The 22072-nt window shown below is 59.1% G+C and carries 23 protein-coding genes and 1 tRNA gene; 9 read left to right on the top strand and 15 right to left on the bottom strand.

What is annotated here, in order from left to right:
* Positions 1-61 precede the first annotated feature (61 nt).
* The 5 genes from BK662_RS29230 to dapA form a co-directional block, all read right to left on the bottom strand.
* Positions 62-151, bottom strand: a tRNA-Ser gene (locus tag BK662_RS29230).
* A gap of 83 nt (positions 152-234) precedes the next feature.
* On the bottom strand, positions 235-948 hold the full coding sequence (purC, locus tag BK662_RS29235; RefSeq protein WP_007898671.1) for a phosphoribosylaminoimidazolesuccinocarboxamide synthase: 714 nt from the start codon (positions 946-948) through the stop codon (positions 235-237).
* A gap of 28 nt (positions 949-976) precedes the next feature.
* Complete coding sequence (locus tag BK662_RS29240; RefSeq protein ID WP_038979338.1) at positions 977-1735, bottom strand: MBL fold metallo-hydrolase; 759 nt, start codon at positions 1733-1735, stop codon at positions 977-979.
* A gap of 4 nt (positions 1736-1739) precedes the next feature.
* Positions 1740-2855: an NlpB/DapX family lipoprotein gene (gene bamC, locus BK662_RS29245; protein WP_123360413.1), complete on the bottom strand. Its 1116-nt coding sequence runs from the start codon at positions 2853-2855 to the stop codon at positions 1740-1742.
* 17 nt (positions 2856-2872) lie between these two features.
* Entirely contained in the window at positions 2873-3751 is an 879-nt protein-coding gene (gene dapA / locus BK662_RS29250) for a 4-hydroxy-tetrahydrodipicolinate synthase (protein WP_007941448.1), read from the bottom strand.
* Between the two features lie 325 nt (positions 3752-4076).
* Here dapA and BK662_RS29260 point away from each other — a divergent pair, with 325 nt between their 5' ends.
* Both BK662_RS29260 and BK662_RS29265 read left to right on the top strand, forming a co-directional pair.
* Positions 4077-4637: a glycine cleavage system transcriptional repressor gene (locus tag BK662_RS29260; protein ID WP_007898662.1), complete on the top strand. Its 561-nt coding sequence runs from the start codon at positions 4077-4079 to the stop codon at positions 4635-4637.
* A gap of 10 nt (positions 4638-4647) precedes the next feature.
* Positions 4648-5121, top strand: a complete 474-nt coding sequence (locus tag BK662_RS29265) for a peroxiredoxin (protein ID WP_095051510.1) — start codon at positions 4648-4650, stop codon at positions 5119-5121.
* Positions 5122-5247: 126 nt separating this feature from the next.
* Here BK662_RS29265 and BK662_RS29270 read toward each other — a convergent pair whose 3' ends face one another.
* Both BK662_RS29270 and BK662_RS29275 read right to left on the bottom strand, forming a co-directional pair.
* Entirely contained in the window at positions 5248-6318 is a 1071-nt protein-coding gene (locus tag BK662_RS29270; RefSeq protein ID WP_123360414.1) for an AI-2E family transporter, read from the bottom strand.
* Between the two features lie 31 nt (positions 6319-6349).
* Positions 6350-6589 carry a sulfurtransferase TusA family protein gene (locus tag BK662_RS29275; protein WP_007898654.1) on the bottom strand — a complete coding sequence of 80 codons (240 nt, stop codon included), beginning with the start codon at positions 6587-6589 and terminating at the stop codon, positions 6350-6352.
* A gap of 98 nt (positions 6590-6687) precedes the next feature.
* On the opposite strand from BK662_RS29275, the gene BK662_RS29280 reads away from it, so the two are divergent.
* Positions 6688-8121, top strand: coding sequence for a M48 family metalloprotease (locus BK662_RS29280; protein WP_123360415.1), 1434 nt, complete (start codon positions 6688-6690; stop codon positions 8119-8121).
* Positions 8122-8211: 90 nt separating this feature from the next.
* Here BK662_RS29280 and BK662_RS29285 read toward each other — a convergent pair whose 3' ends face one another.
* From BK662_RS29285 to rpoE, 4 genes are all read right to left on the bottom strand, one after another.
* On the bottom strand, positions 8212-9642 hold the full coding sequence (locus BK662_RS29285) for a DegQ family serine endoprotease (RefSeq protein WP_008014849.1): 1431 nt from the start codon (positions 9640-9642) through the stop codon (positions 8212-8214).
* A 248-nt stretch (positions 9643-9890) separates the two neighbouring features.
* Positions 9891-10853: a MucB/RseB family sigma factor regulatory protein gene (locus tag BK662_RS29290; RefSeq protein WP_123360416.1), complete on the bottom strand. Its 963-nt coding sequence runs from the start codon at positions 10851-10853 to the stop codon at positions 9891-9893.
* An 8-nt stretch (positions 10854-10861) separates the two neighbouring features.
* Positions 10862-11449, bottom strand: a complete 588-nt coding sequence (locus BK662_RS29295; RefSeq protein ID WP_123360417.1) for a sigma-E factor negative regulatory protein — start codon at positions 11447-11449, stop codon at positions 10862-10864.
* A gap of 30 nt (positions 11450-11479) precedes the next feature.
* Positions 11480-12061 carry an RNA polymerase sigma factor RpoE/AlgU gene (rpoE, locus tag BK662_RS29300; protein WP_003172477.1) on the bottom strand — a complete coding sequence of 194 codons (582 nt, stop codon included), beginning with the start codon at positions 12059-12061 and terminating at the stop codon, positions 11480-11482.
* A gap of 557 nt (positions 12062-12618) precedes the next feature.
* Here rpoE and nadB point away from each other — a divergent pair.
* A complete protein-coding gene (nadB, locus tag BK662_RS29305) occupies positions 12619-14235 on the top strand; it encodes an L-aspartate oxidase (RefSeq protein WP_123360418.1) in 1617 nt (538 codons plus the stop codon).
* On the opposite strand, the gene BK662_RS29310 is transcribed toward nadB, so the two are convergent.
* Together BK662_RS29310 and BK662_RS29315 are read right to left on the bottom strand one after the other, a co-directional pair.
* A complete protein-coding gene (locus tag BK662_RS29310; protein ID WP_123360419.1) occupies positions 14204-14656 on the bottom strand; it encodes a protein YgfX in 453 nt (150 codons plus the stop codon). The two genes, nadB and BK662_RS29310, sit on opposite strands and share 32 nt — an antisense overlap.
* Positions 14640-14894 carry an FAD assembly factor SdhE gene (locus BK662_RS29315; RefSeq protein ID WP_007898624.1) on the bottom strand — a complete coding sequence of 85 codons (255 nt, stop codon included), beginning with the start codon at positions 14892-14894 and terminating at the stop codon, positions 14640-14642. Before BK662_RS29315 ends, BK662_RS29310 begins: the two co-directional genes overlap by 17 nt.
* 148 nt (positions 14895-15042) lie before the next feature.
* Here BK662_RS29315 and ygfZ point away from each other — a divergent pair, with 148 nt between their 5' ends.
* Positions 15043-15984: a CAF17-like 4Fe-4S cluster assembly/insertion protein YgfZ gene (gene ygfZ / locus BK662_RS29320; RefSeq protein ID WP_123360420.1), complete on the top strand. Its 942-nt coding sequence runs from the start codon at positions 15043-15045 to the stop codon at positions 15982-15984.
* A 35-nt stretch (positions 15985-16019) separates the two neighbouring features.
* Entirely contained in the window at positions 16020-16841 is an 822-nt protein-coding gene (locus BK662_RS29325) for an HDOD domain-containing protein (protein WP_123360421.1), read from the top strand.
* Between the two features lie 118 nt (positions 16842-16959).
* Here the strand turns inward: BK662_RS29325 and tctE are convergent, their stop codons facing one another.
* Positions 16960-18348, bottom strand: a complete 1389-nt coding sequence (gene tctE, locus BK662_RS29330; RefSeq protein WP_123360422.1) for a two-component system sensor histidine kinase TctE — start codon at positions 18346-18348, stop codon at positions 16960-16962.
* Positions 18341-19012 carry a two-component system response regulator TctD gene (gene tctD, locus BK662_RS29335; RefSeq protein WP_007898613.1) on the bottom strand — a complete coding sequence of 224 codons (672 nt, stop codon included), beginning with the start codon at positions 19010-19012 and terminating at the stop codon, positions 18341-18343. Before tctD ends, tctE begins: the two co-directional genes overlap by 8 nt.
* A gap of 233 nt (positions 19013-19245) precedes the next feature.
* Here tctD and BK662_RS29340 point away from each other — a divergent pair, with 233 nt between their 5' ends.
* Genes BK662_RS29340 through BK662_RS29350 form a run of 3 tightly spaced genes read left to right on the top strand, consistent with a single transcriptional unit; the run spans position 19246 to position 22071 of the window.
* A complete protein-coding gene (locus tag BK662_RS29340) occupies positions 19246-20538 on the top strand; it encodes an OprD family porin (RefSeq protein ID WP_123360424.1) in 1293 nt (430 codons plus the stop codon).
* Positions 20539-20576: 38 nt separating this feature from the next.
* A complete protein-coding gene (locus tag BK662_RS29345) occupies positions 20577-21554 on the top strand; it encodes a Bug family tripartite tricarboxylate transporter substrate binding protein (RefSeq protein WP_123360426.1) in 978 nt (325 codons plus the stop codon).
* 58 nt (positions 21555-21612) lie between these two features.
* Complete coding sequence (locus BK662_RS29350) at positions 21613-22071, top strand: tripartite tricarboxylate transporter TctB family protein (RefSeq protein WP_123360427.1); 459 nt, start codon at positions 21613-21615, stop codon at positions 22069-22071.
* Position 22072 lies beyond the last annotated feature (1 nt).

Consider the following 22072-nt stretch of genomic DNA (forward strand, 5'->3'; position numbering starts at 1 on the left):
AAAAGCTGCGCAAACGAAAAAGCCCCGTAGCTTATTCAGCTACGGGGCTTTTTCTATGTAATGGCGGAGAGATAGGGATTCGAACCCTAGGTACCGGTGAAGGTACAACGGATTTCGAATCCGTCCCATTCGGCCACTCTGGCATCTCTCCAACGGCGCGCATCATAACAACACTTTTGCCGGAAGCGAACCCCCCAAGCGAAATTTTTCCGTGCTATCAGATGCTTGCGTCGATTACAGCGGTACGCCCAGACGATTGGCGACTTCTTCATAGGCTTCGATGACGTCACCGAGACCCTGACGGAAGCGGTCCTTGTCCATTTTCTTGCCGGTGGCCTTGTCCCACAGACGGCAGCCGTCCGGGCTGAACTCGTCGCCCAGGACGATGGAGCCGTCGGAGAAAACGCCGAATTCCAGCTTGAAGTCGACCAGCAGCAGGCCGGCGTCGTCGAACAGTTTGCTCAGGACTTCGTTGACCTTGAGCGACAGTTCTTTCATGCGAACCAGTTGCTCGGCGGTGCCCCAACCGAATGCCACGACGTGGGATTCGTTGATGAACGGGTCGCCCTTGGCGTCGTCCTTCAGGAACAGCTCGAAGGTGTAAGGGTTGAGCTTCATGCCTTCTTCGACGCCCAGACGCTTGACCAGGCTGCCGGCGGCGTAGTTACGCACGACGCACTCGACCGGGATCATGTCGAGTTTCTTCACCAGGCATTCGTTGTCGCCCAGCAGTTTGTCGAATTGAGTCGGCACGCCGGCTGCTTCGAGTTTCTGCATGATGAAGGCGTTGAACTTGTTGTTCACCATGCCTTTGCGGTCGAGCTGCTCGATGCGCTTGCCGTCGAACGCCGAGGTGTCGTTGCGAAACAGCAGGATCAAGCGGTCAGCGTCATCGGTCTTGTAAACCGATTTGGCTTTGCCGCGGTAGAGTTCTTCACGTTTTTCCATGATGGGCTCCGCTTGCTAAGTAGGTGGGCTAGGCGATGTGTCGCCAGTCGAGCCCTGAATCTTGATCGGCCAGTTGCAGCCAGTCCGGGTCGCACCCGAGGGTGTCGACAAAACATTGCCGGGCCAGCTGCGGCAGGTTGTTCTTGCTGCTCAGATGGGCCAGGACCAGATGTTGCAGGCCTTGCCAGCCCAACTCGGCCACCAGGAATGCCGCCTGATGGTTGTTCAAATGTCCCAATTCACCGCCCACCCGCTGCTTGAGAAAGTACGGGTAGTGACCGCGAGCCAGCATGTCACGGCAATGGTTGGACTCGATCATCAATGCATCGAGGTCCCGGTAGCCGTCCAGCACCGTGTTGCAATACGAGCCCAGGTCGGTCAACAGGCCGAAACGCCGCTGACCATCGCTGAAGACATACTGCGTCGGCTCCTGTGCATCATGGGCCACGGCAATGACGCCGATGCTCAGGTTGCCGATTTGCAGTTGCTCGCCGCCAGCCAGAAAGCCTGCGGGTTCAATCGGTTTGCGCATCCCGCGCAGTGTCCCGCGACTGAGGTAGACAGGCAGATTGTAACGCCGAGACAGCAAACCCACGCCATGCACGTGGTCGGCATGTTCGTGGGTCACGAGTATCGCGCTCAGTTGCGAAGGGTTTACACCCAGTCGCAGCAGGCGTTTTTCGGTTTCTCGCAGGGAGAAACCACAATCCACCAGTACATACGTGTCGTCGCTGGCTATCAGCGTGCCGTTCCCTTGGCTACCGCTGCCGAGAACGGCAAAACGCATGTGATCAGCCCAGGTTGTCCTGAATCACGCTCAACACTTTACGCGCCACGTCTGCTGGCGCCACGGTGTTGATGTTTTTCTCGACGGTGACTTGTACGTTCTCGCCAACCTTGCTCAGGCGAACCTGATAACGCTCGGCGCGGGCTTCAACTTCTTCCTTGCTCGGCGCGCTGCCGAACAGACTACTGAAGAAGCCAGGCTTCTCGTCTTTCTTCTCGGCTTTTTCGGCGAGGTTGATGTAGTACAGCCCCAGGCTGCGGTTGATGTCTTCAACGCGCCATTCGCCCTGTTCCAGCGCACGACCGACACTCGACCAGGCACGATCCAGATCGGAACCGACGTTGAGCACCGGGTTGCCGCTGCCATCTTCGGTCAGGCTGACACGACTTGGCGTATCGAAATCACGAGAGGCCAGCATGGAGACCGAACCGCCCTTCTCCGAGGTGCGGCTCATGCTCGCGAGCATGTCGTCGACCAGTGCTGCGTCCAGGCCGGTGTTAACCGAACGATTGGTGAAATCCACATTGGCGGTGCTGCCGGCAGGACGCTCGGCGCTGACCACGTAGACTTCACTGGTGTTGCGCTGCACGCCCGGCTCGATACGCACCCGCACACGGCTTTCACTGTCGGCGCCGACACCGGCCGCGCTCAGACGCTTGGCCATTGCTGCGGACAGTTCGTCGGAATGCTGCCAAGTGGTGGTGAATTCACCGGTTTGCGGGCGTTGCTCGTCCAGACGGAAACCGTTGTCCTGGAAGAACTGCACGGCCACGGGCCAGACTTCAGCCGGTGGGTGCTGGGCCATGACCCAACGCGAATCGCCGCTCTTCTGCAGGGTGTAGTCGCTGGCATCAGCCGCTGCCGACAGCGGCTGCGGACGAGGCACGATGTATTCGCCCTTGGCGGTGTCATCGGCCACGTTGCGCGGGATCGGCAACAGCGGATCCAGACGCTTGGCGGTGCTGACGTCCGGTGGCAGTTGCATCGGTGCAGTCTGTTGCGCTTCCAGGTAATCGCTACCACGGTCACGGAAGTAACCTTCCGGGCCCCAGATCCATCCGCAGCCACTGGTGCTGGAGATAATCAAGGCAAGTGCGGAAAGTCCGGCCATTCGCTTCATGCGTAGTACTTCCTCAATTAAACCAGGACGCCGGACTGGCGCATGGCCTGCCGCAGCGGTTCGTGACAGGCAGCACTGAGCCAGGTGAGCGGCAGACGGATACCGTCCGGCATCAAGCCCATTTCATGCAGAGCCCATTTCACGGGGATAGGGTTGGATTCGATAAACAGGGTTTTATTGAGCGGCATCAGCTTTTCGTGGATCGCCCGGGCTTTGACGGCATCGCCGGCCATGGCCGCGGCACACAACTCGCTCATGGCGCGCGGTGCGACGTTGGCAGTCACCGAAATATTGCCCTTGCCGCCGAGCAGCATCAGCTCGACCGCGGTCGCGTCGTCACCGGAATAAACCAGGAAGTCGCTGCTCACGCCGGCCAGGATGTCCTTGGCGCGCTGCAGGTCACCCGTGGCTTCCTTGATGCCGATGATGTTCTTCACGGTCGACAGGCGGATCACCGTCTCGGCCTGCATGTCGCACGCGGTACGGCCCGGCACGTTGTAAAGGATCTGCGGGATATCGACCGCTTCGGCGATAGCGCGGAAGTGCAAGTACAGGCCTTCTTGCGTCGGCTTGTTGTAATAAGGGGTTACCAGCAGGCACGCGTCGGCGCCGGCGTTCTTCGCGTTGGTTGTCAGTTCGATCGCTTCGCGCGTCGAATTGGCGCCCGTACCGGCGATCACCGGAATACGCCCTGCAACCTGGGCAACCACGCGACGAATCACTTCGATGTGCTCGTTCACGTCAAGCGTGGCCGACTCACCTGTAGTGCCGACCGCCACGATGGCGTTGGTGCCCTCTTGCAGGTGGAAGTCCACCAGTTTGCTCAGGCTGTCCCAGTCGAGACGACCCTGTGCATCCATGGGTGTGACCAGTGCCACCATACTGCCCGCAATCATGCAACCGCTCCTGCCGGAAAAAGAGAGCGGTAATGGTACTGGCGCCAAGATGCTTGTACAAGCGAAGTACTGCGCTGCTGCCATTCCCCTTGGCGCTGCTTTTCGCTACCCTTCAGACTTTGATCGGTACTGATAAGCTCGTACGCCGCGTTCCAGCCTTCATTTTCGGCATCACAAGCCCCGATCCAGCGTTGCCACCCCTCGCTCTTGCCATACTGGAGCACGTTGCAACCTTCGGCCGGGTTTTCTGAATTCGCATCCGCTGGCTCGTCCCGGTAAAAAAGCCCATAAAAGTATCGACCGCTCATCGCTTTAGGAATGCTGCATGTCCACCCCCACAGTTCGCGAACAATTCCTTGTCATCAGTGCCCTCGGCGCCAACCCCATGGAGCTGACTAACGTCCTGTGCCGCGCCAGCCATGAAAACCGCTGCGCCGTGGTCACCTCTCGCCTGACGCGCCATGGCGAATGCAGTGCGTTGATCCTTGAAATCTCGGGCAGCTGGGACGCCCTGGCGCGCCTCGAAGGCAGCCTGCCAGTGCTGGCCAAACGGCACGCCTTCACCGTTAACGTGGTCCGCAGCGCTGCCCTGGAGAACCGTCCCCAAGCCCTGCCGTACGTTGCTTATGTCAGCTCGGCCTACCGCCCGGACATCATCAACGAACTGTGCCAGTTCTTCATGGATCACAACGTCGAGCTGGAGAACCTGACCTGCGATACCTACCAGGCCCCGCAGACCGGCGGCACCATGCTTAACGCCACGTTCACCGTGACCTTGCCGGCCGGCACCCAGATCAGCTGGTTGCGTGACCAGTTCCTGGATTTCGCCGACGCCATGAACCTGGACGCACTGATTGAACCGTGGCGCCCACAAAACCCAATGTAAGGAAGCTTTCATGGCCGTAGCCATCGACCAACCGGTTGCCGACTTCGAAGCACCCGCCACCAGCGGGCAATCCGTCAGCCTCGCGGGCCTCAAAGGCAAGCAAGTGGTGATTTACTTCTATCCGAAGGACAGCACGCCGGGCTGCACCACCCAGGGCCAGGGTTTTCGTGATCAGCTTGAAGCCTTTAAAGCCGCCAATACCGAAGTTTTCGGCGTGTCTCGCGACAGCCTGAAATCCCACGAAAACTTCAAGGCCAAGCAGGCGTTCACCTTCGAGCTGATCAGCGACAAGGAAGAAGCGCTGTGTCAGCTGTTCGACGTGATCAAGCTGAAAAAGCTCTACGGCAAGGAATATATGGGCGTTGATCGCAGCACGTTCCTGATCGACAAGAATGGTGTGCTGCGTCAGGAATGGCGCGGCGTGAAGGTGCCGGGGCATGTGGATGCGGTTTTGGCTGCTGCTCAGGCCCTCAATAAAGCCTGATTCATTAGTGCCCGTTCGGACGCCATCGCGAGCAGGCTCGCTCCCACAGGATTTGCGCAAACCTTGTGGGACCGAGCCTGCTCGGGATGAGGCCATCAGCCTCACCACATTAACCAGCACTGGCCATTAAAGCAGTGGCGCCACCATCGGCTCTTTACGCGGCCAGGCATCCAGTACGGCCTTGAACAGCGTCGCCAGGGGAATCGCAAAGAACACGCCCCAAAAACCCCACAACCCGCCAAACAACAGCACCGCGCAAATGATCGCCACCGGATGCAGGTTGACCGCTTCCGAGAACAGCAGCGGCACCAGCACATTGCCATCCAGCGTCTGGATGATCCCGTAGACCGCCATCAAATAGATGAACTGATCGCTCCAGCCCCACTGGAACAATGCAATCAGCAGCACTGGCACAGTCACCACCACCGCTCCGACGTAAGGCACCACCACCGAAACACCCACCAACAACGCCAGCAGCGCCGAATAGTTGAGCCCCAGCGCCACGAATGCGATGTAAGTCACGCCACCGCAAATGAAGATCTCGATGACCTTGCCGCGAATGTAATTGGCGATCTGCCGATTCATTTCCTGGGCTACCCGGGTGATCAGCGCCCGCTCGCGCGGCAGATAACCGCGCACCCACTGGCCGATCATCTCCCGGTCCTTGAGAAAGAAGAACACCAGGATGGGCACCAGCACCAGGTAGATCATGATGTTCACCAGCAGCGGCAGACTCGACAGCGAGAATGTCAGCGCCCACTGACCGAACTTGCCGATCTCGCCCCGCGCCACTTCGATCGCCTGCAGCACTTGCTCATCCGACACCAGATGCGGATAGCGTTCGGGCAGCAGCAACAGCAGCGACTGCCACTTGGCGAGCATGCCGGGCAATTCGTTGAACAGCGTGATCAGTTGGTGCCAGAGCAGTGGTACCACGATGATGATAAAGACCAGCAACAACCCCATGAACAACGCGAAGACCAACCCCACCGCCACGCCACCGGGCACACGAAGGCGCTCGAGGGTCACCACCAGCCCCTGCATCAGATACGCCAGCACCATACCGGCCAGTACCGGCGCGAGCATTCCACCCAGGGTGAGCACCGCGGTAAATGCCAGAAACAGCAGCACCGCCAGCACCACGGCTTCTTCATCCGAGAAGTAGCGCTGAATCCAGTCGCGTAACACCTTGAACATCAATAATCCTTAGAAACGAACGCAGCAGGTTTCAGGCTTTTTTCAACCAATAGCGGTAAACACCCGCCTCATCTTCTTCACGAAGCAGGGTATGACCGGCCAATCGGGCAAAGGTGCGAAAGTCGCGCTGAGAGCCTGCATCGGTAGCGATCACCTTGAGTACCGCACCGCTGGCCAGCCGGTTGAGTTCCAGTTTGGCCTTGAGCAACGGCAACGGGCAATTCAGACCGCTAGCGTCCAGCTCGGCGTCGTGGGTTACAGCGTCAGTCATCGAGTCACTCCGGGGCAGGGGGTTAAGCCGCTTAGAATATCTGGTCCCAAGCGTAGTGTCCGGCTACAGTAAGGTCTTTGTCGACTAAGGCTTTGTGCATGACTTTTTTGCGCCCTACCCTGCTGACGCTCGCTTGCCTGCTCGCCTCACCGGGCTTCGCCGACGACTTGCCGTCACTCGGTGACGCCAGTTCTGCCATCGTCTCGCCGCAACAGGAACATCAACTGGGCCGTGCGTGGCTGGCGCTGTTGCGCAGCCAGGTGTCGCAGCTCAACGATCCGCAGCTCAAGGATTACGTCGAATCCAGCGTCTATCGGCTGGTGGAAACCAGCCAGGTCAATGACCGGCGCCTGGAGTTCATCCTGATCAACAGCCCGCAGCTCAACGCTTTTGCCGCGCCGGGCGGGATCGTCGGCGTCAACGGTGGCTTGTTCCTCAATGCCCAGACCGAGGGCGAATATGCCTCGGTACTGGCCCACGAACTGGCTCACTTGTCGCAGCGTCACTTCGCCCGCGGTGTCGAAGCGTCGCAACGCATGCAAGTGCCCATGATGGCTGCGCTGCTGGCCGGCATCGTGATTGCCGCGGCCGGTGCAGGCGATGCCGGGATCGCGGCCATTGCCGGTACTCAAGCGGCGGCGATTCAGGAACAACGACGTTTCTCGCGCCAGAACGAACAGGAAGCCGACCGCATCGGCATCATGAATCTGGAAAAGGCCGGTTACGATCCGCGCTCGATGCCGACCATGTTCGAACGGCTGATGCGCCAGTACCGCTTCGACGCCAAACCACCGGAATTCCTGCTGACTCACCCGGTGACCGAATCGCGGATCGCCGACACCCGCAACCGCGCCGAACAGGCCAAGCCGGGCGGTATTGAAGACAGCATGCGTTACCAGCTGATTCGGGCACGCGTGCAACTGATCTATGAAGAAACCCCAGGCCTGGGCGCCAAACGCTTCCGGGCCCAACTCGATGAAAACCCGAAAAATGACGTCGCGCGCTATGGTCTGGCGATCGCCCAGATCAAGGGCGGCCAGTTGAATGAGGCTCGGGAGAACCTCAAGTTGCTGCTGGCCAAATCGCCGAACGAGATCATCTACAACCTGGCGCAGGCCGATCTCGACATCACCAATAATCGTCTGCCTGATGCTCAATCACGGGTCGACCGGATGCTCACTCAATACCCCGGCAACTACCCGCTGAATCAGGTGCGTGTCGACCTGCTGCTCAAGCAGAATCGAGCGGCCGATGCGGAAAAAGCGCTGGAGAATCTACTCAAGAGCCGACCTGATGATCCGGACGTCTGGTACATGGTGGCCGAGACTCGCGGCCTGTCGGGCAACATCATCGGCCTGCATCAGGCTCGCGCAGAGTACTTTGCGCTGGTCGGCGACTATCGCCAGGCAATCCAGCAACTGGACTTCGCCAAGCGCAAGGCTGGCAGCAACTTCCCGCTGTCATCGCGCATCGACGCACGGCAACGTGAGTTGATGGAGCAGGAACGTATGGTCAAGGACATGATGGGCTAACGTCTTCAGATACAAAGCTCGGTAACAAAAAATGCAGGTACAAAAAAACCGCCTCTTTCGAGGCGGTTTTTTATTCAGCCGACAACCGGTTTATTCAGCCAGCTTGAAGGTGATGAAGCTGGCGCGACCTTGACGCAGAACCCGCATCGACACCGAGCGGTTCTTCGGCAGTGCCTTGGCAATGTCCGTGAACTCCTTGGATGAGCCGATCGCCTGGTTGTTCAGGTGAGTGATCACATCGCCCGGCTGCAAGCCGATCAGGGCAGCAGGACCGTCCTGAACTTCCTTGATCACCACACCACCTTTAAGGTCGAGGGTTTTCTTCTGCTCTTCGGTCAACTCGGCCACCGAAACACCCAGGCGATTGCTACTGCGCTCGACGCTGGATTTAGGCAGGGCTTCCAACTCTTTGCCTTCTTCGGGGATAGCGCCGACGGTCAGCTCAACGTTCTTGCGCTTGCCTTCGCGGATCACTTCAAGATCGGCTTTCGAGCCAGCCTTCAGCGCGCCCACCAGGTGCGGCAGATCGGCGGACATGACGATCGGTTGACCGTTCATGCTGAGGATCACGTCACCCACTTGCAGGCCACCCTTGGCAGCCGGACCGTCATCCTGGATCTGAGCCACCAGCGCACCGGCCGGTTTCTCGAGACCGAACGACTCGGCCAGATCCTTGTTCACTTCCTGGATCACTACGCCCAACCAGCCACGACTGACCTTACCGCCGCTTTTCAGCTGATTGGAAACGTCCATCGCCACATCGATCGGGATTGCGAACGACACGCCCATGAAGCCGCCGGAGCGGGTATAGATCTGCGAGTTGATGCCGACCACTTCACCGGCCAGGTTGAACAGCGGACCACCGGAGTTGCCCGGGTTGATCGGCACGTCGGTCTGGATGAACGGCACATAGTTTTCGTTCGGCAGGCTACGGCCGATGGCGCTGACGATACCTTGGGTCACTGTGTGATCAAAGCCGAACGGCGAACCGATGGCCACGACCCACTGACCGGCTTTCAGGTCCTGCGACTTGCCAAGCTTCAGAACCGGCAGGTCCTTGCCTTCGATTTTCAGCAAAGCGACGTCAGAGCGCGGATCAGTACCGATCAGCTTGGCCTTTAACTCACTGCGATCGGCGAGGCGCACGAGAATCTCGTCGGCATCGGCAATCACATGGTTGTTGGTCAGGATGTAGCCGTCGGACGAAATGATAAAGCCCGAGCCCAGGGATTGCGCTTCACGCTGACGATCGCCACGAGGGGAACGTGGCTGCTGCGGCATGCCCCGCTCAAAGAATTCGCGCAGCATCGGCGGCAAACCTTCAAGGTCAGGCATTTGCTCGCTGGACACCTTACGGTCCGGCAGTTTCTGGGTAGTACTGATGTTAACCACCGCGGGCGAGGCTTGCTCGACCAACTGCGTGAAGTCAGGCAACTCGACCGCTTGCGCAGCGACCGCCTGACCGAGCACCAGCACGGTGGCAAAAATGGAGAGATAAGACTTCAAGCGTGGTATCGACATACGGCTCCCGTTACGACGAGCATGGTTAAGCGATATGGAGCAAGGAACACCGGAAACGATACGCCGGTATTTTTGTTCCGGGAACAACAAACAAGGCCAGAGCCGAGGGGGCTCTGACCTATAAAAAATTTTCGGGATATTTGCAAATGAAAATGCTCGGCAAAACATTTCGAGGCATCAACGGCGGGATAGCCATTGTCGACCTCCCGCACCATCCAGACCCCGATTGGTGAGCATGGCTGATCAGCTTACTGCTTGCTGGTAGCCGCGGCATCGTTGCGCATGGACAGCGCAATCCGTTCGGCAGTGCCAATCGGTATTTCACCGACCACGGTCACCATCATCTCGCCTTGCGGAGTAGTCAATCGCCGGGAGACAGCAACGGTTGGCCCCAGCTGGGTGCGCGTATCAGTGACTGTCGCGCCATTCAACGGCTCAAGGAACACCGAGAATCGGGCCAGACCGTCGTCGAACATCAGACTGTTGACCTGGGCTTTGGTCTCCGGGTCCTTGTGAGAGGTACTACTGGTCAGCTCGAAACCTGGTGGTAACCAGTCCGAATGCCAGACCTGCGCAGTTTTGACGGCGGAAGCCTTGTCACTGTCGAGGGTAATGGGTTTGCAATCAGAACCTGCCTGCAAATCGTTGTCGGAAGGCACCTCGGCAGTATCCAGTCGGGTGAACTGGAAGCGCTCCAGCAGTTGCCCTTTGTCATTGAGCAACAATGACTTCAACGGCAAACCGGTTTCCTTGTCCAGATGCAGCTCAAAACCGTAGCGATGCTGATCGCGAGGCGTCAACGACACGATCACTGCCGAACGCCCGGCCACACGCGACTTGCCAATGACGGCAAGGTCGTACCAATTCTTTAGCTTTTGTGGATCGAGTGCACGAGCGGTGGAGTTGGGTGAGTCCCCCAGCCCTGCTATCAGGGTGCCGCTCACGCATTGAGTATGCCCATCAATGCGCACGACTTCCTGTGCCGAGCCGTCGAGCTGGAGTAAACGCTCGCGGACCTTGCCATCCTGGACGCGATGCCAGATGTTATGGGTAGAGAAACTACCGTTACGCTCGTAGACGAAAGTACCGTGAAAGCTCTGCGTTTGCTCCGCCTGTCCCAGACGCTTCAGCCAGTCCTGGGCTTCATCGGCGTGGGCTGGAACAACGAACCAGCCACTGAGCAGAAGCGTAAGTAGAGGTATGGCGCGCATGATCCTCCTTAGCGGTTTTCCAGGCTTGCTGCACGAGCGTAAGGCAGAGCGCTCTCAGTACCTTTCAGTGCAGCCTGTTGAGCATGTTGGCGCAAGTAACCTGGCAAACGCTGATCGTGCCAGCCTGGCTGACCTTGCAATACGCCGTTGGCCATAGGGCCAGTAGCTTCCGAACTCTCATTGTAGCCTGCCAATACAGCGGGCCCCTTGACCTGAGGAGCGGCCAGACCCGGTTGACTGGATTGCTGGGCCAACTCGACACCGGCGATTTCGTCCTGGTTGTACAGACGAACACCCGCCAGCACGGCAATAGTCACCGAAGCAGCGACTGCCAGACGACCCAGGCTGCGCCATGGACCGCGAGAGGCTTTTGCCGGTACGGCTTCGTCAGCCAGCGCAGCAGAGACTGCAGCAGCGATGTCCAGACGAGGAAGCAACAGGTCTTTGTGCATGACTGCCCGAGCGATCTGGTAACGAGCCCAGGTTTCGCGGGTTTCAACATCGTCGAAGGCATTCAACACCCGACGCAATTCCAATTCGTCCGCTTCGTTATCCATCACTGCGGACAGCGATTCCTGCAGGGCTTCACGACTCATGGCGTTCCTCTCTTGGCTGTCGCCGCTGTCTCAGTTTTCCTGCAACAACGGCTGCAGGGCTTTATCGATGGCTTCCCGAGCGCGGAAAATCCGGGAGCGCACGGTACCCACCGGACACTGCATGACGCTGGCAATGTCCTCGTAACTCAGACCATCGAATTCACGTAAAGTTAAAGCCGTACGCAAATCTTCTGGCAGTTGCTGAATGGTTCGATGGACGGTGCCTTCGATCTCATCCCGCAGCAATGCACGTTCTGGCGACTCGAGATCCTTGAGGCCATGATCGCCATCGTAGAACTCTGCATCCTCGGAACTGACATCGCTATCCGGCGGCCGGCGGCCGCGTGAAACCAGATAGTTTTTCGCCGTGTTGATGGCGATGCGGTAAAGCCACGTATAAAACGCGCTGTCTCCGCGAAAATTACCAAGTGCACGGTATGCCTTGATAAAGGCTTCCTGTGCGACATCCTGGGCTTCATGGGTGTCGTGCACGAACCGCACGATCAACCCGAGAATTTTGTGCTGGTATTTCAGCACTAGCAGATCGAAAGCTCGCTTGTCGCCGCGTTGAACGCGCTCGACCAGCTGCTGATCCTCTTCCTGGGTTAGCATGAACACTCCTCGATAAGCTCGAAGGAGGCTTGCATTACTGAACGACCAGACTTGCAAACATAGACTCGGGCTTTTCGCAAAAGTTCTCCCCCTTCAAGCAAGTTTCCTGCGCGCTCTGATTTGGCACGCACGAAAAGCGCAGCGCGGGATAACCCGGCTGCGCGAATAATCTTGTCATCGGAATCGTCAGCAAGGACCCAACCGCAAGTCCCGCTCTGAAACCGACACTGTCCCTTGTTTCAGGCAACCTTCTATTGATCTTGGGCCTTTGGCAAAAGTTCCATATTTATAGCTGCCCGCAGCCGACATTGTGCAACTCTGAAGAGAAAAAGACTGTTAAATCCACGATACAGTCGCCTTGTCGCCGAAGCCCTCAAAAAAACTTCCGACGAAGCGTCCAGCCTTTTCCGTCACAGTAGTTTCACAATGCCATGCTGGCCCGGCTATTGTGCCGATCCCCCCCTCTATATACTAGTGGGCTGTGTGGCTGTCTTGACTCGCCGACCCAGCTGTCTTGCGCCAACCCCGTCCCGGGTCGCTTTGAGCGGAATCCTGAAATGAGCCAACAGTTTCAACACGATGTTCTGGTAATTGGCAGCGGTGCTGCCGGCTTGAGCCTTGCGCTGACCTTGCCCGGTCATTTGCGCATCGCCGTATTGAGCAAAGGCGACCTCGCCAATGGCTCAACTTTCTGGGCCCAGGGTGGTGTCGCTGCCGTTCTGGATGACACCGATACTGTCGAATCCCATGTCGATGACACCCTCAACGCCGGTGGTGGCCTGTGCCATGAAGACGCCGTGCGCTTTACGGTCGAGCACAGCAGAGAGGCGATTCAATGGCTGATCGACCAAGGTGTGCCCTTTACCCGCGATGAACAGTCCGGCACCGAAGACGGTGGTTTCGAGTTTCACCTGACCCGCGAAGGCGGTCATAGCCATCGGCGCATCATCCACGCCGCCGATGCGACGGGCGCGGCGATCTTCAGAACCCTGCTCGATCAGGCCAAACAGCGTCCCAATATCGAACTGCTGGAGCAGCGGGTCGCGATCGACCTGATTACCGAAAAGCGCCTGGGTCTTGAAGGCGACCGTTGCCTCGGCGCCTATGTGCTCAACCGCAGCACCGGTGAAGTCGACACCTACGGCGCGCGTTTCGTGATCCTTGCCTCGGGCGGCGCGGCAAAAGTCTACCTCTATACCAGCAACCCCGACGGCGCCTGCGGTGATGGCATTGCCATGGCCTGGCGTTCGGGCTGCCGGGTGGCGAACCTGGAATTCAACCAGTTCCACCCCACTTGCCTTTATCACCCGCAAGCCAAGAGTTTTCTGATCACCGAAGCCCTGCGCGGCGAAGGCGGACACCTGAAGCTGCCCAATGGCGAACGCTTCATGCAGCGCTTCGACCCACGGGCCGAGCTGGCACCACGGGACATCGTCGCCCGCGCCATCGACCATGAGATGAAGCGTCTGGGTATCGACTGCGTCTACCTGGACATCAGCCACAAGCCCGAAGACTTCATCAAGACGCACTTCCCGACGGTCTATGAACGCTGCCTGGAATTCTCCATCGACATCACTAAACAACCGATTCCGGTGGTGCCAGCGGCGCACTACACCTGCGGCGGCGTGATGGTCGATCAGCGGGGCCGCACCGATGTGCCGGGCCTGTATGCGATTGGTGAAACCAGCTTCACCGGCCTGCATGGCGCCAACCGCATGGCCAGCAACTCGCTGCTGGAATGTTTCGTTTACGCCCGTTCGGCTGCAGCGGACATTCTTGAGCAGTTGCCAGACGTGTCGATTCCGACCGCCCTGCCCGTTTGGGATGCGAGCCAGGTCACCGATTCCGACGAAGACGTGATCATTGCGCACAACTGGGACGAACTGCGGCGATTCATGTGGGACTACGTCGGTATCGTGCGCACCAACAAGCGTCTGCAACGGGCTCAGCACCGAGTGCGCTTGCTACTGGACGAAATCGATGAGTTCTATAGCAACTACAAGGTCAGCCGGGATTTGATCGAGCTGCGTAACCTGGCGCAAGTAGCCGAGCTGATGATCCAGTCAGCCATGGAGCGTAAGGAAAGTCGCGGCCTGCATTACACCCTCGACTACCCGAACATGCTGCCGATCGCCCTGGACACTACTCTGGTGCCGCCCACCTACGCCGACTGAACTTGAGCCGAACCCGCAGGCGTCGGTGCATATCCGCCGCCTGCGAATCGCGCGGCACACAGATCGCCCTGACCCGTCGTTCATCACGCAAACGAAAACGCAGTACCACAATCAATGGCAACGCCAGACTGTCCGGCCGCAGTTGCACGGGCTGCCAACCCACCGCCTGATTCCACAACTGCCAACCATCGGCATCTCGCCGCAAGCCGCGAAACGCCTGCGGGTGTGTCAGCAGAATCTGTCGCGGCAATGCCCAGACGCCATGAGCCAGGCAGCAAAAAGCGCCGAACAAACTGGCCCAGACCGGTAGGGAAAGAAGAAACAACGAACCCAGCGCGAACAGCTGGGCCAGAAGATAGGCCGCCAGCAATTGCCGTGAGGCATGCCAGCGGCATTCGAACGCGTTACTTGGGCTGAACACGATCCAGAATCATGCGAACCATGCGCTGAAGCTCAGGATCTTCCGATTCGGCACGTTCCATGAACCAGCCGAACATGTCCTGATCTTCGCATTCGAGCAGCCTGACGTAGCATGCGCGATCAACTTCGTTGAGGTGCGGGTAAACCTCTTTCACAAACGGCACCAGCAACACGTCAAGCTCAAGCATGCCGCGGCGGCTGTGCCAGTAGAGGCGATTCAGTTCAACATCTTCGACCATGGAGCGCTCCTCAAATAGGCGGCAAGTATACAGCCCCCGGCCCGCTCGAACAGTCGGCTTTGGTCGCCCCCATCGATCCTTTGTGAACTACCCATTTCATGGGCGCCCCCTTATGATGTCCCTCGGACTCTTTACCCTGCGATGACCCATGGCCGATTCTGCTTTTTTCTGCACCCTGTCTCACGAAGGCGTTCTCGCGGTACGCGGCGCGGATGCCGGCAAATTCCTGCAAGGCCAATTGACTTGCAACCTTAATTACCTGAGCGACACCCAGGCCAGCCTTGGCGCGCGCTGCACGCAGAAAGGCCGGATGCAGTCGAGTTTCCGCATTCTGCTGGAAGGCGACGGTGTGCTCATGGCGATGGCCAGCGAACTGCTGGAGCCGCAACTGGCGGACCTGAAAAAGTACGCGGTGTTCTCCAAATCGAAACTGACCGATGAAAGTGCCAGCTGGGTTCGTCTTGGCCTCGAGCATGGTGATGCGGCACTGACCAGTCTGGGCCTGGAACTACCGGCGGAAACCGACAGCGTGGTGCGCAATGACGGCCTGATTGCCCTTCGCGTCTCGCCTGACCGCACTGAACTCTGGGTTCGCGCCGATCAAGCCGACACCATCAAGGGCAAGCTGTCCGCTCTGTTGGCCGAAGGTGAACTGAATCAATGGCTGCTGGGCCAGATCCGCGCCGGGATCGGTCAGGTCATGCCGAGCACCCGCGAGCTGTTCATCCCGCAGATGCTCAATCTGCAAGCCGTCGGTGGCGTGAGCTTCAAGAAAGGCTGCTACACCGGCCAGGAAATCGTCGCGCGCATGCAATACCTTGGCAAACTCAAGCGCCGCCTGTATCGCCTGCAACTGGATGCTAGCGAATTGCCGGAGCCCGGCACCCAACTGTTCTCCCCGACCCACGGCAGTTCGATCGGTGAAGTGGTGCTGGCCGCCCGCACCGGGCAAAACATTGAACTCCTTGCGGTGCTGCAAGCCGAAGCGGCAGAAGATGGCAACCTGCACCTTGGCGCACTCGACGGTCCGGGCCTGCATCTGCTCGACCTGCCTTACCAACTGGATCGTGATCGCGAAATCCAGCGTTAACAGCAGCATTTGTCGCAATACCCTAGAGAAAAGAAATGATCGAGCTGGCGGATAAGGTCCAACAGGATTTGGTTGAGGCCATCGATAACGATGACCTGGTTCTGCCAACGTTACCGGAAGTGGCCCTGCAGATTCGCAAGGCCGCTGAAGACCCGGAAATCAGTGTCAGCACACTGAGCAAAGTGATTGGCCGCGATACCGCGCTGTCGGCGCGCCTGATCAAAGTGGTCAATAGCCCATTGCTGCGTGCGACCCAGGAAGTGACTGATTTGCACACGGCCATTACTCGGTTGGGCGTCAATTACAGCAGCAATCTGGCCATCGGCCTGGTGATGGAACAGATCTTCAATGCCCGTTCCGAAGTAGTGGAACAGAAAATGCGCGAGGTCTGGCGCAAAAGTCTGGAAATCGCCGGCGTCAGTTACGCGTTGTGCCGCAGTTATACGCAACTCAAGCCGGATCAGGCGGCGCTCGGCGGGCTCGTGCATCAGATTGGTGTACTGCCGATTCTGACCTACGCCGAAGATCACTATGAATTGCTGTCTGACCCGGTCAGCCTCAACCATGTGATTGACCGGATTCATCCGCTGCTCGGCGATAAATTGCTCAGGGTCTGGGAGTTTCCGGAAATGCTGGTGCAATTGCCGGGGCTGTATCTGGATTTCAAGCGGCAATCGGAACGGGTCGATTATGTCGATCTGGTGCAAGTGGCCAGCCTGTACTGCCACAAGGACACCGATCATCCACTTGCCCGTATTGACCCCTTCAGCGTACCGGCCTTCAAGAAGCTGGGGATCGATCCGGAGAACGAGGCGATGTGCAAGGATCTGGAAGAGTCGCGGTCGATGTTTTACTGATTTCTGTGGCGAGGGAGCTTGCTCCCGCTGGGCCGCGAAGCGGCCCCACTCTCTACTAAAAAGAAAGGGACTGCTGCGCAGTCCAGCGGGAGCAAGCCCCCTCGCCACAGGGTTGTGTTCACTCTCCAGCAATAAAACTCACCCGCACCTTCAGCCCCGCCTGCTCGCCATCGTGCAGGCTGATCTGCGCCAGGTGGGCTCGGCAGATCTCGCCGACAATGGCCAAACCCAGTCCTGATCCGGCCACCTGTTCGTTACGCCGATAAAAACGCTCGAACACCCGCTCCCGTTCTTCAAGAGGAATCCCCGGGCCATCGTCCTCGACCTCCAGCACCGCGGGTGACATGACCCGCAGGATCACATTGCCGCCCGGCGGCGTGTGGGCCAGGGCGTTGTCCACCAGATTGCTCAACAGCTCATTCAACAGTGTCGGCTCGCCGCGCAGCCATACCGGCTCGTCGGCTTCCAGCGCCAGTGCCACGCCACGTGCGTGGGCCAGCGGCGCCATGGCCATGCCCAATTCACGGGCCAACTGACTGAGGTCGAGCAACTGTGCGCCACCCTCGGCGATTGCCCGGGCGCCATTCTCGACCCGTGCCAGCGAGAGCAATTGATTGGCCAGGTGGGTCAGACGATCTGTGCCCTGGGCGGCGGTTTCCAGGGTGCTGCGCCAGGTTTCGGGTTCGTTCGACCGCATGCCCAGTTCGAGTCGTGCCTTGAGCGCCGCCAACGGGGTACGCAATTCATGGGCGGCATCGGCGATGAACTGCGCCTGACGCTCGAACTGCCCGCGTAAACGCTCGGTGAAGTGATTGAGCGCACGCACCAGCGGCCCCAACTCGTGCTGCACTTCCACCAGCGGCAAGGGCCGCAAGTCATCAGGCTGACGCTCTTCCACCGCCGTGCGCAGCCGTTCCAGCGGACGCAGCGCCGCACTGACCGCAAACCACACCAGTAGCAGCGCACCGATCGCCAGCATGCCCAGACGCAACAACGTGTCGGCCATCAAACTGCGGGCCATGCGGACCCGCGCCTCATCGGTTTCCGCTACGCGGATTTCCGCCATGCCGTTCATGTTCGGCTCGCTGACCGCTTTGAGCAGGCTGACCACTCGCACATTCTGCCCTTGATAAGTGGCGTTATAGAAACGCGCCAGCGCCGGATAGTCATCGGTGCGCGGCGTTCCCGGCGGCGGTGCCGGCAGGTTTTCGTAGCCCGAGATCAGCTTCTGATTGATATCGTTGACCAGGTAAAAAATCCGCCCGGCGCTGTCGTAGGCGAACGTATCGAGGGCCACGTAAGGCACATTGGCGCTGAGGCTGCCATCGCGCTGGGACAGGCCCGCGGCGATGGTCCGCGCCGAGGCCAGCAAGGTCCGGTCATAGGCGGTGTCGGCGGCTTCACGACCGTTCCAGTACGCGCTCAAACCACTGGCGAGCATCAACACCACCAGCAACAGCGCAAGGTTCCACAGCAGCCGCCAACGCAGGCTGCTGAGCTTATGCATCGCGGCTTTCCAGCAGATAGCCAAGGCCGCGGAAGGTCACGATAGCTACCGGTTGACCGTCGAGTTTCTTGCGCAAGCGGTGAACGTAGATTTCGATGGCATCGGGACTGGCCTCCTCGTCCAGACCGAACACCTGGGCGGCCAGTTGCTCCTTGCTCATCACTCGACCGGGACGGGCGATCAGGGCTTCGAGCACCGCCTGTTCGCGGGAGGTCAGGGTCAGCAATTCTTCGCCGAGGGTGAAGCGCCGGGTGTCCAGGTCATAGGCCAGCACGCCACAACGCTGCTGGCGTTCACCGCCGAGCACACTGCGGCGCAGCAAGGCTTTGACCCGAGCTTCGAGCTCTGTCAGTTCGAAGGGTTTGGCCAGGTAATCGTCAGCCCCAAGGTTCAGGCCGTGAACCCGATCCTTGACGTCGCTGCGAGCGGTCAACATCAGCACCGGCAGGTTCTTGCCCCGGGCCCGCAGACGCGCCAGCACTTCGAAGCCATCCATGCGCGGCAGGCCCACATCGAGGATCGCCACGGCGTATTCCTCGCTGCTCAAGGCCAGGTCGGCCGCCACACCGTCGTGCAACACATCCACGGTCAGGCCGGTGCTCTTGAGCGCCTGAGCGACACTTTCGGCAAGCTGCAGATGGTCTTCAACGAGCAGAACACGCATGGATCTTTACCTCATTCAGGGATGGTCGACGCCATTCTTTGGCGCGGAGTTTACAGCCGCATCCGTCGCTGTGAAGCCCGAAAACCGTGAAAGTCAGCTGAAAGGTTAGCGAAAGGTTGGCCGGTTAGAGTCCAGCCACGGACAGTTTCGACTGCCGTCGCTACCGCACATAGCGTACGAAAAACGCCTCGAAGCGTTTTCGCCAATAAGAACAATAAACGGAGTACGTCACCATGCTGTCCATGCAGCTTCAGGCTCGCCCGCCTGCTCGTTTTTCCCGTCTCAGCCACACCGCCCTTGCCAGTGCCGCCGCCCTCGCCGGCTTTTCGCCGTTGAGCCAGGCTGCCTTCGTCGAAGACAGTACGGCAACCTTCGAAACCCGCAACATGTATTTCAACCGCGACTTTCGCGACGGCACCAGCGCCCAGCAATCCAAGCGGGACGAATGGGCCCAGGGGTTCATGCTCAATCTGCAATCGGGTTACACCGACGGCACCGTGGGGTTCGGTGTCGATGCGTTGGGCATGCTGGGGGTAAAACTCGATTCAAGTCCGGATCGCACCGGCACCGGTTTGTTGCCGACCCATGACGACGGGCGCGCGGCGGATGAATATTCCAAGCTCGGCCTGACCGGCAAAGTGAAAATTTCCGCCACGGAACTGAAAATCGGCAGCCTGATTCCGGAACTGCCGATCCTCAAGCCCAACGACGGGCGCATTCTGCCGCAGACCTTTGAAGGCGGCCTGCTGACCTCCAAAGAGATCAAGAACCTGACCTTCACCGGCGGACGTCTGGAGAAAGCCAAGGACCGCGACAGCACCGATTTCGAGGACATCGCCCTCAACAACAAGAACAGCCGTTTCGCCGGCACCGTGGCCGGCAAGCATTTTGACTTTGGCGGCGTGGACTATAAGTTCACCGACAAGATCACCGGCAGCTACCACTTCGCTCAGCTCGATGAAGTCTACAACCAGCACTTCCTCGGTGTTGTCGCGTCGCAACCATTCGGCCCCGGTACATTCGGCACCGACCTGCGACTGGCCATCAGTGACGACGAGGGCGCGGCCCGGGGCGGCAAGATCGATAACCAATCCCTGAACGGTCTGGTGAGCTACGCCTTGAACGGGCATAAACTCAGCGCCGGCTATCAACACATGTCCGGTGACAGCGCTTTCCCTTATGTCGACGGCAGCGATCCGTACCTGGTCAACTTCGTGCAGATCAATGACTTTGCCGGCGCCGAAGAACACTCCTGGCAGGCACGTTACGATTACGATTTCTCCAAACTCGGCATTCCCGGCCTGAGCTTCATGAGCCGTTACGTGAGCGGTGACAACATCAAGCTCAAGAACGGTGACGAAGGCAAAGAGTGGGAACGCAACACCGAGATCAAATACGTTGTACAAAGCGGCACCCTGAAAGACGTCGCCGTACGCCTGCGCAATGCCACCTACCGTTCCAACTACTCCGCTCGCGATGCCGATGAAGTGCGTCTGCTGGTGAGCTATAGCGTTGCACTTTGGTAATTCAGTACGTCCATAACAAAAATCCCAAGGAGACTTGAATGAACCTATCACTGCGTAAAGTTGCTCTGGCCGCTGGCGTCATGCTGTTCGCCGGCCAATTGATGGCCGAACCGAAACGCCCGGAATGCATCGCCCCGGCCTCGCCAGGCGGGGGGTTCGACCTTACCTGCAAACTGGCGCAAAGCGCGCTGGTGAACGAAAAACTGCTGACCAAACCGATGCGCGTGACCTACATGCCCGGCGGTGTCGGCGCGGTGGCGTACAACGCCGTCGTTGCTCAACGCCCGGCCGATGCCGGCACGCTGGTGGCGTGGTCCAGCGGTTCGCTGCTGAACCTGGCGCAAGGCAAGTTCGGTCGTTTCGATGAAAGCGCGGTGCGCTGGTTGGCCGCCGTTGGCACAAGCTATGGCGCCATCGCGGTGAAAAGCGATTCGCCTTTCAAGACGCTGGACGATCTGGTCAAAGCCCTGAAGAAAGATCCGGGTTCCGTAGTGATCGGTTCCGGCGGCACCGTCGGCAGCCAGGACTGGATGCAGACCGCACTGATCGCCAAGGCAGCCGGGATCAACCCGCGCGACCTGCGTTATGTCGCCCTCGAAGGCGGTGGTGAAATCGCCACCGCCCTGCTCGGTGGCCACATCCAGGTCGGCAGCACCGACATCTCCGACTCCATGCCACACATCCTGAGTGGTGACATGCGCCTGCTCGCGGTGTTCTCCGAGAAGCGCCTGGACGAGCCGGAAATGAAAGACATTCCGACGGCTAAAGAGCAAGGCTACGACATCGTCTGGCCAGTGGTTCGCGGCTTCTACCTCGGGCCAAAAGTCAGCGACGAAGACTACGCCTGGTGGAAAAACGCCTTCGACAAACTGCTGGCCTCCGAAGACTTCGCCAAGCTGCGCGATCAGCGTGAACTGTTCCCGTTCGCCATGACCGGTCCGGAGCTGGACACCTACGTGAAGAAACAGGTCGCGGACTACAAAGTGCTGGCCAAAGAGTTCGGCCTGATCCAGTGATCGCCTCTGTCTAGCGGCCACGACCCCGGTTCTCGGGGTCGTGGCCCAGGAGTTCCTCATGCTCATACAACGCATTTTCGCTTCGGTGCTGTTGCTGGCCTGTATCGGCCTGGCATTGATGGCGTGGCCGTATCAAGCGGCTTTTTCCTACGAACCGGTCGGGCCTCGGGCCTTCCCTCTACTGATGCTCGGTCTGATGGGCCTGGCTTTGCTGTACATGGTGTTTCGACCGGCGCCGATCGTGCATAGCGACGATGAACCGAAACTGGACCGCGAAACCCTGACCAAAATCGGCATTTGCGTGCTGCTGTTGCTGGTGTTCGCCGGGACCTTCGAACCCCTTGGTTTCATCGTTGCCAGCATTCTGATCGGAGTCCCGATGGCACGCCTGTATGGCGGCCGCTGGCTGCCCAGCGCGGTGATCATCAGCCTGATGGCCATCGGTCTTTATCTGCTGTTCGACAAGTTGATGGACGTTCCACTGCCGCTGGGCGTGCTCGACGTTCTGGAGAACTGAT

This window comes from Pseudomonas frederiksbergensis, from assembly GCF_003732275.1.
Classification (GTDB): domain Bacteria; phylum Pseudomonadota; class Gammaproteobacteria; order Pseudomonadales; family Pseudomonadaceae; genus Aquipseudomonas; species Aquipseudomonas frederiksbergensis_H.

Excerpts from the sequence above, each read along its gene's own strand:
- rpoE (WP_003172477.1), bottom strand. The coding sequence starts at position 12,061 with ATGCTAACCCAGGAAGAGGATCAGCAGCTGGTCGAGCGCGTTCAACGC.
- BK662_RS29325 (WP_123360421.1), top strand. The coding sequence starts at position 16,020 with ATGATCGAGCTGGCGGATAAGGTCCAACAGGATTTGGTTGAGGCCATC.
- BK662_RS29260 (WP_007898662.1), top strand. The coding sequence starts at position 4,077 with ATGTCCACCCCCACAGTTCGCGAACAATTCCTTGTCATCAGTGCCCTC.
- BK662_RS29240 (WP_038979338.1), bottom strand. The coding sequence starts at position 1,735 with ATGCGTTTTGCCGTTCTCGGCAGCGGTAGCCAAGGGAACGGCACGCTG.
- BK662_RS29270 (WP_123360414.1), bottom strand. The coding sequence starts at position 6,318 with ATGTTCAAGGTGTTACGCGACTGGATTCAGCGCTACTTCTCGGATGAA.
- nadB (WP_123360418.1), top strand. The coding sequence starts at position 12,619 with ATGAGCCAACAGTTTCAACACGATGTTCTGGTAATTGGCAGCGGTGCT.
- BK662_RS29290 (WP_123360416.1), bottom strand. The coding sequence starts at position 10,853 with ATGCGCGCCATACCTCTACTTACGCTTCTGCTCAGTGGCTGGTTCGTT.
- BK662_RS29345 (WP_123360426.1), top strand. The coding sequence starts at position 20,577 with ATGAACCTATCACTGCGTAAAGTTGCTCTGGCCGCTGGCGTCATGCTG.
- BK662_RS29295 (WP_123360417.1), bottom strand. The coding sequence starts at position 11,449 with ATGAGTCGTGAAGCCCTGCAGGAATCGCTGTCCGCAGTGATGGATAAC.
- BK662_RS29280 (WP_123360415.1), top strand. The coding sequence starts at position 6,688 with ATGACTTTTTTGCGCCCTACCCTGCTGACGCTCGCTTGCCTGCTCGCC.
- tctD (WP_007898613.1), bottom strand. The coding sequence starts at position 19,012 with ATGCGTGTTCTGCTCGTTGAAGACCATCTGCAGCTTGCCGAAAGTGTC.
- BK662_RS29350 (WP_123360427.1), top strand. The coding sequence starts at position 21,613 with ATGCTCATACAACGCATTTTCGCTTCGGTGCTGTTGCTGGCCTGTATC.
- dapA (WP_007941448.1), bottom strand. The coding sequence starts at position 3,751 with ATGATTGCGGGCAGTATGGTGGCACTGGTCACACCCATGGATGCACAG.
- ygfZ (WP_123360420.1), top strand. The coding sequence starts at position 15,043 with ATGGCCGATTCTGCTTTTTTCTGCACCCTGTCTCACGAAGGCGTTCTC.
- BK662_RS29265 (WP_095051510.1), top strand. The coding sequence starts at position 4,648 with ATGGCCGTAGCCATCGACCAACCGGTTGCCGACTTCGAAGCACCCGCC.
- purC (WP_007898671.1), bottom strand. The coding sequence starts at position 948 with ATGGAAAAACGTGAAGAACTCTACCGCGGCAAAGCCAAATCGGTTTAC.
- BK662_RS29285 (WP_008014849.1), bottom strand. The coding sequence starts at position 9,642 with ATGTCGATACCACGCTTGAAGTCTTATCTCTCCATTTTTGCCACCGTG.
- BK662_RS29340 (WP_123360424.1), top strand. The coding sequence starts at position 19,246 with ATGCTGTCCATGCAGCTTCAGGCTCGCCCGCCTGCTCGTTTTTCCCGT.
- BK662_RS29315 (WP_007898624.1), bottom strand. The coding sequence starts at position 14,894 with ATGGTCGAAGATGTTGAACTGAATCGCCTCTACTGGCACAGCCGCCGC.
- BK662_RS29275 (WP_007898654.1), bottom strand. The coding sequence starts at position 6,589 with ATGACTGACGCTGTAACCCACGACGCCGAGCTGGACGCTAGCGGTCTG.
- bamC (WP_123360413.1), bottom strand. The coding sequence starts at position 2,855 with ATGAAGCGAATGGCCGGACTTTCCGCACTTGCCTTGATTATCTCCAGC.
- tctE (WP_123360422.1), bottom strand. The coding sequence starts at position 18,348 with ATGCATAAGCTCAGCAGCCTGCGTTGGCGGCTGCTGTGGAACCTTGCG.